The 12,755-nt window shown below is 42.9% G+C and carries 12 protein-coding genes; 7 read left to right on the forward strand and 5 right to left on the reverse strand.

The window, feature by feature from the left end; translation table 11 throughout:
- Position 1: 1 nt before the first annotated feature.
- From NEJAP_RS03165 to NEJAP_RS03190, 6 genes are all read left to right on the forward strand, one after another.
- Positions 2 to 1,339 carry a glutamine synthetase family protein gene (locus NEJAP_RS03165; protein WP_201349259.1) on the forward strand — a complete coding sequence of 446 codons (1,338 nt, stop codon included), beginning with the start codon at positions 2 to 4 and terminating at the stop codon, positions 1,337 to 1,339.
- Between the two features lie 255 nt (positions 1,340 to 1,594).
- Complete coding sequence (locus tag NEJAP_RS03170) at positions 1,595 to 2,686, forward strand: polyamine ABC transporter substrate-binding protein (RefSeq protein WP_201349260.1); 1,092 nt, start codon at positions 1,595 to 1,597, stop codon at positions 2,684 to 2,686.
- Between the two features lie 165 nt (positions 2,687 to 2,851).
- Positions 2,852 to 4,021 (forward strand): ABC transporter ATP-binding protein, encoded by a 1,170-nt coding sequence (locus NEJAP_RS03175; RefSeq protein WP_201349261.1) that lies wholly within the window; start codon positions 2,852 to 2,854, stop codon positions 4,019 to 4,021.
- Complete coding sequence (locus NEJAP_RS03180) at positions 4,018 to 4,977, forward strand: ABC transporter permease subunit (RefSeq protein ID WP_201349262.1); 960 nt, start codon at positions 4,018 to 4,020, stop codon at positions 4,975 to 4,977. The genes NEJAP_RS03175 and NEJAP_RS03180 overlap by 4 nt, the downstream gene beginning before the upstream one ends.
- On the forward strand, positions 4,974 to 5,789 hold the full coding sequence (locus NEJAP_RS03185; protein WP_201349263.1) for an ABC transporter permease subunit: 816 nt from the start codon (positions 4,974 to 4,976) through the stop codon (positions 5,787 to 5,789). The genes NEJAP_RS03180 and NEJAP_RS03185 overlap by 4 nt, the downstream gene beginning before the upstream one ends.
- A 122-nt stretch (positions 5,790 to 5,911) precedes the next feature.
- Positions 5,912 to 6,637, forward strand: coding sequence for a glutamine amidotransferase-related protein (locus tag NEJAP_RS03190; protein WP_329610927.1), 726 nt, complete (start codon positions 5,912 to 5,914; stop codon positions 6,635 to 6,637).
- Positions 6,638 to 6,746: 109 nt separating this feature from the next.
- Here the strand turns inward: NEJAP_RS03190 and NEJAP_RS03195 are convergent, their stop codons facing one another.
- The 5 genes from NEJAP_RS03195 to NEJAP_RS03215 form a co-directional block, all read right to left on the reverse strand.
- Positions 6,747 to 6,950, reverse strand: coding sequence for a hypothetical protein (locus tag NEJAP_RS03195; protein ID WP_201349264.1), 204 nt, complete (start codon positions 6,948 to 6,950; stop codon positions 6,747 to 6,749).
- A gap of 224 nt (positions 6,951 to 7,174) precedes the next feature.
- Positions 7,175 to 7,795 carry an FMN-binding negative transcriptional regulator gene (locus tag NEJAP_RS03200; protein ID WP_201349265.1) on the reverse strand — a complete coding sequence of 207 codons (621 nt, stop codon included), beginning with the start codon at positions 7,793 to 7,795 and terminating at the stop codon, positions 7,175 to 7,177.
- Positions 7,796 to 7,806: 11 nt separating this feature from the next.
- Positions 7,807 to 8,433 carry a LysE family translocator gene (locus NEJAP_RS03205; protein ID WP_201349266.1) on the reverse strand — a complete coding sequence of 209 codons (627 nt, stop codon included), beginning with the start codon at positions 8,431 to 8,433 and terminating at the stop codon, positions 7,807 to 7,809.
- 329 nt (positions 8,434 to 8,762) lie between these two features.
- Complete coding sequence (locus tag NEJAP_RS03210; protein ID WP_201349267.1) at positions 8,763 to 9,374, reverse strand: 2OG-Fe(II) oxygenase; 612 nt, start codon at positions 9,372 to 9,374, stop codon at positions 8,763 to 8,765.
- Between the two features lie 486 nt (positions 9,375 to 9,860).
- Positions 9,861 to 11,204, reverse strand: a complete 1,344-nt coding sequence (locus NEJAP_RS03215) for a glutamine synthetase family protein (RefSeq protein WP_201349268.1) — start codon at positions 11,202 to 11,204, stop codon at positions 9,861 to 9,863.
- A 170-nt stretch (positions 11,205 to 11,374) separates the two neighbouring features.
- Here NEJAP_RS03215 and NEJAP_RS03220 point away from each other — a divergent pair, with 170 nt between their 5' ends.
- On the forward strand, positions 11,375 to 12,664 hold the full coding sequence (locus NEJAP_RS03220) for an NAD(P)/FAD-dependent oxidoreductase (protein ID WP_201349269.1): 1,290 nt from the start codon (positions 11,375 to 11,377) through the stop codon (positions 12,662 to 12,664).
- Positions 12,665 to 12,755: the final 91 nt, after the last annotated feature.

Genomic DNA, 12,755 nt, shown 5'->3' on the forward strand with positions numbered 1-12,755 from the left:
TATGAATTCCAAAAAAGACAATGAGTTTGACCTATTTATTACAGACCTAAACGGTAATTTACGTGGCAAGCGCATGCCAGGAAGCGCTTTGCATAAAGTAAAGGATGAGGGTGTAAAGTTGCCTCGCTCGGTGCTGGGATTTGATTTTTGGGGTGATGATGTTTTAGAGAACGGTTTAGTTTTCGAAACAGGCGATAGTGATGGTGTTTGTATGCCTGTTCATGAAGGCTCTGTTCCCGTGCCTTGGGCTGAGTCTCCGCGTGATCAGGTTTTGGCTATGATGTTTAATCCAGACGGAACCCCGTTTGGTGCCGACCCTCGTCAGGTGTTGAGTGGTGTTGTTAAGCGCTTTAAAGCGTTGGGGTTAACACCGGTTGTTGCCACAGAACTAGAGTTTTATTTAATGGATGGGAAGTCTGAAGAAACGCAGCGCCCTCGTCCACCTATCCTGATTGAAGGCCATGGTCGTCGTTTATCTGAGACTGATTGCTACTCCATTGATGAAATGGACTGCTTATCTGCATTTTTCACTGAGGTTCGTGAAGTCTGCGATATTCAAGGCGTTCCTGCGGATACGATTATTTCTGAGTTAGGCCCAGGGCAGTTTGAGATCAATCTCAATCATGTACCAGACCCAATGCAGGCCGGTGATCAGGCGATTATGTTTAAGCGTCTTGTGAAAGGGATTGCCAGAAAACAAGGTTATGCAGCGACATTTATGGCGAAGCCGTATGCTAAGAAAAGCGGTAATGGTATGCATGTGCACTTTAGCCTATTAGATGAAGCAGGTAATAATGTTTTTGATAACGGTGGTGAAGAAGGTACTGATGTTCTCAAGCATGCAGTAGCTGGTTTGATGCATACTATGGCAGATAGCATGCTGACTTTTGCTCCACATATGAACTCATATCGCCGCTTTATGGCGGGTGCACATGCACCTACTTATGCGAGCTGGGGCTATGAAAACCGTACCGTTGCCATCCGTATACCTGAAAGCCCTCCTATTGCGCGTCGTATTGAGCACCGTGTAGCTGGGGCTGATGCTAACCCGTATTTAGTATTGGCTTCTATTTTGGCGGGTGCTCTCTACGGTATCGAAAACAAGCTATTGCCGCCTGCTCCCATTGAAGGTGATGCTAACGCTGAAAATAACGATAAGTTGGTGCTACCGAATAAGTGGGATGAATCCACAGAGATCTTTAATAAGAGCGATGTGCTTAAAGAGTATCTGGGAGAAGAGTTTATCCGAGTTTACACGGCTGCAAAGCGCCAAGAACAGAAAAAACTGCATGAACAAATTTCTGATATTGAGTATGAGGCTTACTTAGGATTGTTGTAGTAAATAGCCAATTGTTGGCCTCTACTACTTTGGGCTAAATACCCCCCGATGGGTATTTAGCCCACATACAGAGCTAGCGTAGGTTTAAGGAAGTAGATAAAAATAACAATATGCAGGACTTTGATTAACGCTTAATAGTCTGTAGTGAGAAAATGCATACTGTGCTAGTTGAGGTTTTTTGAAGAGCTGCAACTGAATACGGATGAGAATTCCTATTCGGATAATACAGGCCTAGCCTGAAATGGAGAACGTTCAATGAGTCCTAAAAAACTTGGTTTAGCCGCCGCACTGACATTCGCACTTTCTAATACTGTGGTTGCCGAAGAGCAGGTGCTTAATATCTATAACTGGTCAGACTACATCAATCCTGAAGCGGTGACCCAGTTTGAGAAAGAAACCGGTATTAAAGTTAACTATGACGTTTATGATTCTAATGAAGTATTAGAAGCTAAGCTGATGTCTGGTAGCACCGGTTATGACCTTGTTGTACCAACAGGCTCATTTTTAGAACGCCATGTGCAAGCGGGTATTTATGCTGAGGTTGATCGTTCAAAACTAACTAACTATGCCAACTTAGATACGGTGCTGGCAGAAAAAATTTCACGCCATGATGCAGGCAATAAGCATAATGTTCCTTATGCATGGGGAACCATTGGTTTGGGCTTTAACGAAGCGATGGTTAAAGAGCGCTTAGGTGAAATGCCACTCGATACATTAGATCTGATTTTTAAACCAGAAGTCGCTGCTAAGTTGGCAGACTGTGGCATCGGTTTATTAGACTCTCCTGCTGAAGTTATGTCTATTGCACTAAACTATTTAGGACTTGACCCTAACTCCGAGAAAAAATCGGATCTTAAGAAAGCAACAGCATTGGTGAAATCTGTACGTTCTAGCTATAAATATTTCCATTCAGGCCAATATATTTCTGATTTGGCAAATGGTGAAGTATGCGTCGCCTTAGGTTATAACGGAGATATTTTACAAGCGCAGAGCCGCGCGGAAGAAGCAGGCCAAGGTAATGTGATTGGCTATGCCATCCCTAAAGAGGGCACCTTGGTGTGGTTTGATTTGTTAGCCATTCCTGCGGATGCCCCGCATCCAGATGCAGCCCACAAGTTTATTGATTTTGTTCTGAAAGCAGAAACGGCGGCAGGTATTTCTAACTACGTTTATTACGCGGTAGCGAATACGGCGGCCGAACCATTATTGCTAGATGAAGTACGTAACAATCCAGGTATTTATCCTTCTGATAAAGTGAAAGCTAACCTTTTCACACAAAATGCTCATACGGCTAAATTTGACCGTTTATTAACGCGCGCTTGGAGTGGTATTAAAACGGGGCGCTAACTTCTGCTTAATAAAGCAATAAATTAGTAATAAGGGGTGTTCGGTCTGCCCCTTATTGCTCCAAGTAAGAGTCTCTAAGTAAGCCTTTTGTTTGCACCTGGAAAAATCTAACTGCCAGGTTTATTTAGAGATTCCCTGATAATAATAAATACCTGAGGGGTTGTTATGACGTCGTCTCAACTTAATGAACTAGCTACGTCTACTGTAGCTAACGCTACTGAAGTTCCTTTGTGGAAGCAGGACGGTGCAGAACCTTTTTTAAAAATTGAAAACGTCAGCAAAATGTTTGGTGAATTTACCGCTGTTGATAACATTTCGTTGGATATCTATAAAAACGAACTGTTCTGCCTTTTAGGTGGATCAGGATCAGGTAAAAGTACACTATTACGTATCTTGGCCGGGTTTGAATCGGCAACCAGTGGCCGTATTCTTATTGATGGCGTGGATATGGCGGGTATTCAGCCATGGAAGCGTCCTGTTAATATGATGTTCCAGTCCTACGCATTATTTCCTCATCTAAGTGTTGCTGATAACGTGGCATTTGGCCTTCGCCGAGAAGGCGTAGCACGTAGTGAGGTAAAGCAACGTGTTGCACAAATGTTAGATATGGTGCAATTGAGTGCTCTTGGTAAGCGTAAACCGAATCAGCTTTCCGGTGGCCAGCGCCAGCGTGTTGCATTAGCGCGCTCTCTAATTAAGCGTCCTAAGTTGTTGCTTTTAGATGAGCCTTTAGGCGCTCTTGATAAAAAGCTACGTGAAGAAACTCAGTTTGAGCTTATCAATATTCAAGAAGAGCTGGGTGTTACTTTTGTTGTCGTGACACATGACCAAGAAGAAGCGATGACGCTGGCGACGCGTATTGGCGTAATGAGTAACGGTGTGATTGTACAAACTGCTGAACCGCATGTGGTTTATGAGTACCCGAATAGTCGCTTTGTTGCCGAGTTTGTTGGTTCGGTCAATTTGTTTGAGGGTAAGGTCGTTGAAGACCTGCCTGATAGCGTACGTATCCGCTCTAAAGAAGCGGGTGTTGAGTTATTTGTTAACCACGGTATAAGTTGTGCTCCAAACCAAACCGTGCATATGGCAATACGCCCAGAAAAGATCAAAATTAGCCGTAATAGGCCAGAGCAAACAGAAAACTGTATTCAGGGTATTATCGAAGATATTGCCTATATGGGCAGTCTTTCTGTCTTTAAAGTGCGCTTAGCTAATGGCAAAGATGTTCGTGTCACTCAGCCTAATTTTGTAAGAGATATGGGCGCTCGTTTTACCTGGCATGAGCAGGTTTACTTGTCATGGGATATGGATAGCAGTGTGGTTTTGACCTCATGAGTATCCCGTCAGGATCCGCCTGGATCGATAAGTCAGCAACAGGCATGGCAAGGTATAACTTATTTAGAGGCGTCAACTGGGGGCGTTTGAGTGTTATTGCTGTCCCGGGCCTGTGGTTAGGGATCTTCTTCTTTATTCCTTTTTTGGTGGTTTTCAAAATATCGCTATCCGAATCTGCGATTGCGGTACCACCATACTCGGCGATGCTTGAATGGGATCTAGAAGAGGCTTATGCCACCTTTAAACTAAACTTTGGAAATTACCTGTATCTGTTTGAAGATACTTTCTATCTGGACGCTTATATAAGTTCGGTAAAGATAGCGTCAATATCGACCTTCTTTACATTGATCGTCGGCTTTCCTATTGCATACCTAATCGCTCGCAGTAAGCCTTCTATGCGTGTGGTATTGCTATCCTTGGTTATCTTGCCATTTTGGACGTCTTTCTTGCTGCGCGTTTATGCGTGGATGGGTTTTCTTAAAAAGAATGGCATCGTGAATGAGTTCTTGTTATCCACAGGGATTATCGACCAGCCATTAGTTATGTTGCAGACCGATTTTGCTGTTTATATTGGCATTGTTTATACCTACCTGCCATTCATGATTCTACCCTTGTATACCGCGTTAGAAAAAATGGATCTAACACTGCTGGAAGCCGCTGAAGACCTTGGCTCACGCCCTTATCAGAGCTTCTTTTTGGTGACGCTACCTTTAGCCGTGCCCGGTATTATTGCGGGTTGTATGTTGGTGTTTATACCTGCGGTAGGTGAGTTTGTTATACCTGCACTGTTGGGTGGTTCTGATACCTTAATGATTGGTCGTGTGCTTTGGGATGAGTTCTTCCTTAATCGGGATTGGCCGATGGCATCGGCAGTGGCCATTGTGATGCTGGTCGTGCTGGTATTGCCGGTAATGTTGATCCGTAATGCACAAGGAAAAGAGGAGGCTCATTCATGAGGCGTCGATCATTATTTTTAACTATTACCGCAAGCATGGGTTTTGTTTTTCTTTATGCGCCGATCATTGCATTGATCGTATATAGCTTTAACAAGTCAAAGCTCGTGACGGTGTGGGGGGGCTGGTCATTAAAGTGGTATAGCGAACTCTTCAAAAACCAACAAATTATTGATGCGGCTCTCGTTAGTTTAAAGATAGCACTTGTCAGTGCTAGTTTGGCGGTAGTGTTGGGTACGATGGCTGGCTTTGTCCTATCTAGAATGGGGCGCTTTCGTGGCAAAATGATTTTGTCTGGTTGGATTACGGCTCCCTTGATTATGCCGGAAGTTATTACTGGGCTTTCGCTACTCTTATTGTTTGTTGCAATGGAAGGGATGTTTGGCTGGCCAGCTGGACGCGGTACTGGAACGGTAATCATTGCCCATACAACGTTCTGTATGGCCTATGTGGCAGTCATTGTGCAATCGCGTTTAGCGTCAATGGATGAAACTTTGGAAGAAGCGGCAATGGACTTGGGCGCTAAGCCTTCTACCTTGTTCTTCTTGGTGACTTTACCGCTGATAGCACCGGCGCTGATTTCTGGCTGGCTGTTATCATTTACGCTGTCGCTTGATGATCTGGTTATCGCGAGTTTTGTTTCAGGACCAGGTAACAGTACTCTACCGATGGTGATCTTCTCCAAAGTGCGTTTAGGTGTAACACCAGAGGTAAATGCGTTAGCTACCATTATGATTGCGATTGTAGCGGTTGGTGTACTTGCGGCAATGTATCAGATGCGCCGACAGACCAAGCTATCAAGTGGGCAGGAGTAGAATGTAAAAGAGTTAGTGCCGCTTTTTAACAAAAGCGCATAAGTGCTGCATTAGCTTTAAATGAGAATGTATAAAATTTAAGTAACAGTTTATGTAATGGTATTAAGGTAGTGGCGGATAACATGATGAAATTAGGGATTCTGGCAACAGGTATTACTCCCGATGAACTGCTGGGTGAATTCGGCTCTTACGCAGATATGTTTGTACAGTTGTTCAACAAAGCGGATTGCCCATTTGAATACGAAGTCTTTGATGTACGTGAAAGCGACTTTCCTGAGAGTGCCTCGCAGTGTGATGGCTGGGTTATTACGGGCTCAAAGTTTAATGTTTATCAGAACTTGCCATGGATGCAGCAGCTTAAAAAGCTGATTCTTGATATTCATAAAGCAAACAAACCAATGGTCGGTATCTGCTTTGGTCACCAAATTATTGCCGAAGCGTTTAACGGAAAAGTAGATAAGTATGAAGGTGGTTGGGGTGTCGGTTTACAGCGCTACGGACTAACCGGTGAGTTTGATTTCCTACCCACAGATGTAAACTCGTACGTTATCAATGCTATGCATCAGGACCAAGTGGTTGTTAAACCCGCGAATGCGACAGTGTTTTCGGCTTCAGATTTTTGCCAATATGCTGGGCTTATCTATGATGACCGTATCATTACTTTTCAGGCCCATCCTGAATTTACGATCGAATACAGCGATCCATTGATTGATTTGCGCAAAGGTGAGGTTATTCCCACTGACGTGTCAGAACAAGGCTTAGCAACACTACGCCAACCAGAAGCAGCAACCGACTCATTAGAGATAGCGCATTGGATGGCTAAGTTTTTAAATAGTAGAGCCGCCTAGTGATAAGAGTGTAGATATAACGAAAATGTTGTCAGGTATTTAACACTACGCACAAAAAAAGCGGATGCTTTCGCACTCCGCTTTTAATCATCATTCGACAGAGACGCGATTAGTTAATCTGCAATAGATTTGGCTTGCTAACTAACAATTTGGCTGTTGTGGAAATACGATTCATCCACAAGTTTTTACGAACCAGACGGGCTTCACGTTTGTTTAATTTCTTGTATTCAGCACTTAAACGTAGGAAGTAATCTTTCTCAGCTTCACCGTGGGCTGGCTGATGGTTTTGTCTGAATTCATTGAGCTTTGTCATAAGGTTTTCTTGGTGTCCTAAATAGTCTGTACAGACTGTCAAAATTAACCATCAGCGTAAAAGGCTGAAGCGGCTTAATTATAAAAATTAGGAGCGTATATTAGTGCTGTTGCTGCGTCGCAACAAGAGATGTTTTTTTGTCATAAGCGTGAGAAAAATTCATCATTTTAATAGGGCTTATTAATAACTCGTTAATAAGCCCTAAGTCAAAAAAGAGGGTGAAGCTATTGTAGATTTCCGGTTCCTAAATTTAGCTTTTTCATATACTGAGCAAGCGCCTGATCAGCTGGGTGGTTAGATTGGCTCAATGCTGTGTAAACACCTTCCTGATCTTCACTTTTACGAAGCTGACCTAACTTAAGCTTACCGTCAATACGCGATAACTCTACTTTAATACCGACGATGCCTACTAATAACTTATCTCTGAATTCGTCAGTAATAATCTCTCTTTTCTCAAGCAGTGCGGGCTCATATTGATGAACGACTTCTTCCACCGCTTCTAACGTTTGTTTGTCATTCAATAAGCTAGCGGTTCCATATGCATGAACTGCTGCATAGTTCCACGTAGGAACTGCCGGTGCATGGGCATACCAACTGGGAGAAATGTAGCTATGTGGGCCAGAGAAGATGATCAGTACTTCTGCGTTTTCAAGCTCTTTCCAATGAGGGTTGGCTTTTGCGCAATGACTATATAGCACGCCGTACTCACCTTCGTTACGATGTAAAACAAAGGGGATGTGTGTGCCAGTTAGGGAGCCTGAGATAATGACACCAAAGCCAAACTCTTCAATAAAGTCGTGAGTAGTCGACAGATCGCTCATCTGCATGTTTTTAGGGGTATACATAATATTCCTTGTTACTTTTCAACGGTTGCCATTTTCAACCCAGCAAACACAAGCATGCAACCAGTGGTACGGTTGATCCATTTAATGATGAAGGGCTTGATACTCATTCTGAGTGATTTGTACCCCAAATACGCATAGAGCGAGTAACAAAAGAGATCGAGTAGCACGGTGATTAAACACAGAGTTATGAGTTGTGGTGCGATAGGGCGTGAGATATCAATAAACTGTGGTAATAGTGCAGAAAAATAAAGAAGCGCTTTGGAGTTGGATAACTCTAATATAAAACCGCGTAAAAAAGTTTTATGTATCGCCGCACGTCCTTTATTCGATGCGGATATGCTCAATGGCCCTGCATTGCTGAAAATAGCGCCAAACCCCAGGTAGAGTAGGTAGAGAACACCTATCCATTTAATAATGCTAAACAAGGTGCTCGATGCAATGATGAGTGCAGAGATACCTGTGGCCGATAAACCAAAGAATACTACATTGGCCGCAGCGATACCTGCAATGATTAAGGTTGATCTCTTAAAGCCATTGGAGGCAGCCTCAGCAGTTACAGTAATGGCCGCAGGCCCTGGAGAAAGTACGATTACAAAGGTAGTCACTATAAATAACATTAATGTATCGAGTGGAATCATAGTGTCACCTAAGATTTTTCTTTAAAAGAAAGGAATATATGGTTTTGACTGGTGCGTGCTCACTAGATTAACAGCCAACGCTAGTGTGTATAGATCCACTATTCGCCTGTTTAGCAGAGCCACTCTATGAGAACGTGGTAGGCATGTTTTGGCTGCTGTTTAGTGGTGTGAACGTTATCCCGCAACCGTTGCAAAGCTAAAACTCGCGTTTCGAAGAGTTTCGAAACGCTGTGGATACTGGCAGGTTTTTCTTCTTATGACTTTAGTTGTAGGAAGTTATGTTACTTAATAATATGTAATTTTAGTACTTAGTTATTCTACTCAAGTTATTAATTGATGTACTTCGCTAATCTCCACCCAAAAGGTAAATCGCTAATTTTTCTTTTTAATTTGAGCTTAAGAGGGAGTTTTATTTGAAAAAGGTCGTGGGGTACATCGCAACAAAAATTAATATGTCGCCGTGTCAGCAGTGTCGGCGTTCTAGGACTCACTGCATGTATGGACTCTGGTGAATTAAGGAATAGAACTAAAGTGTTGGCTTTATAGGGAGCAGAGTTTATTGTTGTAACTAGAGCTGGATCGATTTCTGCTGGTAAATCAGTCACGGAGACCGTTGTTTTATTTGAGTAAAGGCTTTTTTCAGCTTTACAAATTTCGAGATCACTTCCTATAGAGTCATCTTCTGGTTGTCTAAAATATAGAAGTGCTGCAAATAGCTCTGAAGGGCGATCAATATGTGGACCACGAACAGTGCGAGGTTTTTCAGAGTAGTTTATATAAAATTGGCATTCCATTGATATATCTGCTCCAGGAGCAAGTGTATCTTGCCTCCCCCCTGGACGCATGGCAACTTTGAAATCTTTTATGGGAACCCCAATGCGCTTTTCCAGCTCAGGGTTTGTCTTTATTAAAGCGTCACCTGCTATATCAACCAGCTCCAAAAAAAAATCTTTCGATGTGTGGTGGCGGAAAAAATCTTTCCATTGAGTTGATATTGTGGGATCTTTAAGGACTTTGCTCGCAGGGTAATCAAACCATGTATCTGCTTTGTTTCTTCCATCTCTAATAGTTTTGTCGCTTGGAAAAGTTGCTTGTAACTCATTGAATAGATTTTCATCTAATGCATTTTCTATAACGATATGTGGATATGGGTCAAGAATGAGTTTCGATTTACATGCGTTAGCTAAAATGCTGAGTTTATTTTTTTATACATAATCAATTTCCCTATAAGCACATTTTTTAATTTAACAATATGACAACATACATTATATGATTATAAATATACTCTAGCATATTCTAGTTTACTGTATGGCTGCCATTGTTTTACTTTTGTATATGGTTTTCTATTGGCTTACAGCTAATTAGTTAGATATGAAACGATTTATTACGCTAGGATCCATCAATTCATAGTGCTTACTTCTCTTTTATTAAACATTGAGCAATAAGAATTCTCGTTCCCAAGAACTGATCACTTTATGGAAGGTTTCAAATTCGGCACGTTTTACGCCGATATAGGCATCGATAAAGCGGGAACCCATAATTTCACGAAGCTCTGGACATTCTTCTAATAGGCGCAGGCCTTCTTCGAGAGAACGGGCAAGCTCTACCGTATCTCCTTCTTCAGCGGCGGCATCGTAAGTGGGCTTAGTGGGTCTGATTTGACCTTTTAGTCCTAAATATCCGCAGGCAAGGTTGGCCGCAATCGCCAGATAAGGGTTGCTATCTGAGCCTGGAAAACGATTTTCAATTCGAGTGGCTTCAGGTTCAGCTTTAGGGGCTCGTAATCCTGTGGTGCGATTATCTATACCCCATTTCATATTAACTGGGGCCGATATGTCTGGTGCAAAGCGGCGGTATGAATTGACGTTAGGTGCATAAAAGCTGATAGCACTGGGTGTGTATTTTTGTAACCCACCTAAGTAGTGATAAAAAGTCTTACTGTAGTCGCCATTTTCAGCACAAAAGATATTTTTCCCTGTTTTTACATCGATTAGGCTCTGGTGAATGTGCATAGAACTGCCAGGTTCATGCTGCATTGGTTTAGCCATAAAAGTCGCATAGATATTATGTTTGAGAGCGGTTTCGCGTAAGGTGCGTTTAAAGATAAAAACCTGGTCAGCCAGCTTTAGTGGGTCGCCATGAAGGAAGTTTATCTCCATTTGTGCGGCACCGGATTCGTGTATTAGCGTATCTACATCCAACCCTTGGGCTTCGCAGTAGCTATAAAGAGTATCAATGATAGGATTAAACTCATTAACAGCATCGATGCTGTATGACTGGCGTGCTGTTTCTCGTCGGCCAGAACGGCCAGTAGCTGGTTTTAATTCATTATCAGGGTCGATATTTTTTTGTATAAGGTAGAACTCAACTTCGGGTGCAATAACCGGGCGTAACCCTTCTTTCTCAAATAAGGCGAGTACTTGGCGAAGTACGGTACGTGAAGATAATGGGTGCAGCCCGCCTTGAGTGTCATAGCAGTCGTTGATGACTTGAGCGGTGGGCTCATCTGCCCAAGGAACAATGCGAAGGGTTTCTGGATCAGGTACTAAAATCATGTCTCGGTCACTGGCGTCGACAATATCGTAGTGGTTAGCTGCCCAGTCACCGGTCACTGTTTGTACAAGCAAGGTTTCAGGTATACGACCCCCTTGTTCAGCGAGGAACTTTTTAGTGGGATAAAATTTTCCACGCGCATTTCCTGTCATATCCGGCAGAGTAGACTCTACTTCTGTGATAGCGTGATCTTTGAGAAATTTTTCTACGGCTTCCATAAATCACCCTCATATTTTCTCGTCTATATTGCCCTGCTATTTATTCGCTAAGTTATAACAACAGGGTGTTTGTAGCAGTGAACATAATAAATATAGTGCCTGTTGATATTTTATGTTGTTATTGTTTCATTCACGATACCCCTAAAACAAGCTAAGAGATAACCTCAATTATGGCTGAATATGTTCCCTCATATTATATGGCTACGGCGAACATGCTGGGTGATGAAGCAGGCTGTCATGCTGAGCTAGTTGGCGAGGTAAGTGCGGATGTTTGCATTGTGGGCGCAGGTTACACAGGCCTGTCGGCGGCATTACATCTGGCTGAAAAGGGCTACTCAGTAACGTTATTAGAAGCAGAAAAAATAGGCTGGGGTGCTTCTGGTCGTAATGGTGGTCAGGTTTGCCCCGGCCATAACATGGAGTACCCAGCGCTTAAAAGTAAGGTAGGTGCTGAAAATGCCAAAGCGCTATGGGATATGTCTATTGAATCTGTGGCATTAGTGAAAAAACTCATCGCGCAGCACAATATTGACTGTGGTCAAAAGCAAGGGGTGCTGCATGTTGCAGCAAAAGCATCGCATGTAACTACGCTGCAGGAGTCGGTTGAGCATAAGCACAAAAAACTGGGTTATGAAGCAGTTCATTACCTTTCGCGTGATGAAGTAAAAGTCATGCTGGGTACTGATCATTTTTATGCTGGCGAGTACTGGAGCGATGGCATTCACTTACACCCACTTAATTATGCGTTAGGACTAGCGGGTGCCGCTTTAAGGGCTGGCGTCAGTATTTATGAAAATAGCCGGGTAAGTGCATACAAAACGGGGGATGATACGTGTGTTAGTACAGCAAAGGGGGAGGTTAAAGCGCGTTATATTTTGCTAGCCTGCAATGGTTATATAGAAGATCTAGAGCCAAGAATTGCTAGCAAGATCATGCCTATCAATAATTTTATGCTAGCAACAGAGCCATTGAGTGATGAACTGTGTAGCACTATTAATCGAGACGATGTCGCTGTTGCAGACTCAAAATTTGTTGTGAATTATTTTAGGCTATCAGCTGATCAACGCATGTTGTGGGGCGGAGGTGAAAACTACACACGGCGATTCCCACAGGATATTAAGCGTTTTGTGCAACGGCATATGCTTGAGGTCTATCCTGAATTACAAGGCGTGAAAGTAGATTATGGATGGGGCGGGACGTTAGCGATTACGCTTAATCGTATGCCTCATTTTGCCCGCATAGAGGATAACCTATTTGTTGCACAAGGATATTCTGGCCATGGTGTGGCTTTAGCTACCTTAGGGGGCAAGCTAATGGCGGAGGCGGTGAGCGGTAGTGCAGAAAAATTTGATCTGTTTGCCAAAGTGCCTATACCGGATTTTCCTGGAGGAACCTTGCTACGTTGGCCGGGATTAGTGGCGGGTATGTTGTATTACTCATTGCGCGACAGGTTTTCATAGTTAACTTATTGCTTAATATAAGTTAAAAATAAATGAATTTAATAACCTATTGAACTGGGCATAATTGAATCAATGGTATCGAATTGTAAGA

It is taken from the genome of Neptunomonas japonica JAMM 1380, assembly GCF_016592555.1.
Classification (GTDB): Bacteria; Pseudomonadota; Gammaproteobacteria; order Pseudomonadales; family Balneatricaceae; genus Neptunomonas; species Neptunomonas japonica_A.

Excerpts from the sequence above, each read along its gene's own strand:
- NEJAP_RS03200 (WP_201349265.1), bottom strand. The coding sequence starts at position 7,795 with ATGTATACCCCTAAAAACATGCAGATGAGCGATCTGTCGACTACTCAC.
- NEJAP_RS03190 (WP_329610927.1), top strand. The coding sequence starts at position 5,912 with ATGATGAAATTAGGGATTCTGGCAACAGGTATTACTCCCGATGAACTG.
- NEJAP_RS03185 (WP_201349263.1), top strand. The coding sequence starts at position 4,974 with ATGAGGCGTCGATCATTATTTTTAACTATTACCGCAAGCATGGGTTTT.
- NEJAP_RS03220 (WP_201349269.1), top strand. The coding sequence starts at position 11,375 with ATGGCTGAATATGTTCCCTCATATTATATGGCTACGGCGAACATGCTG.
- NEJAP_RS03205 (WP_201349266.1), bottom strand. The coding sequence starts at position 8,433 with ATGATTCCACTCGATACATTAATGTTATTTATAGTGACTACCTTTGTA.
- NEJAP_RS03180 (WP_201349262.1), top strand. The coding sequence starts at position 4,018 with ATGAGTATCCCGTCAGGATCCGCCTGGATCGATAAGTCAGCAACAGGC.
- NEJAP_RS03215 (WP_201349268.1), bottom strand. The coding sequence starts at position 11,204 with ATGGAAGCCGTAGAAAAATTTCTCAAAGATCACGCTATCACAGAAGTA.
- NEJAP_RS03175 (WP_201349261.1), top strand. The coding sequence starts at position 2,852 with ATGACGTCGTCTCAACTTAATGAACTAGCTACGTCTACTGTAGCTAAC.
- NEJAP_RS03170 (WP_201349260.1), top strand. The coding sequence starts at position 1,595 with ATGAGTCCTAAAAAACTTGGTTTAGCCGCCGCACTGACATTCGCACTT.
- NEJAP_RS03165 (WP_201349259.1), top strand. The coding sequence starts at position 2 with ATGAATTCCAAAAAAGACAATGAGTTTGACCTATTTATTACAGACCTA.
- NEJAP_RS03195 (WP_201349264.1), bottom strand. The coding sequence starts at position 6,950 with ATGACAAAGCTCAATGAATTCAGACAAAACCATCAGCCAGCCCACGGT.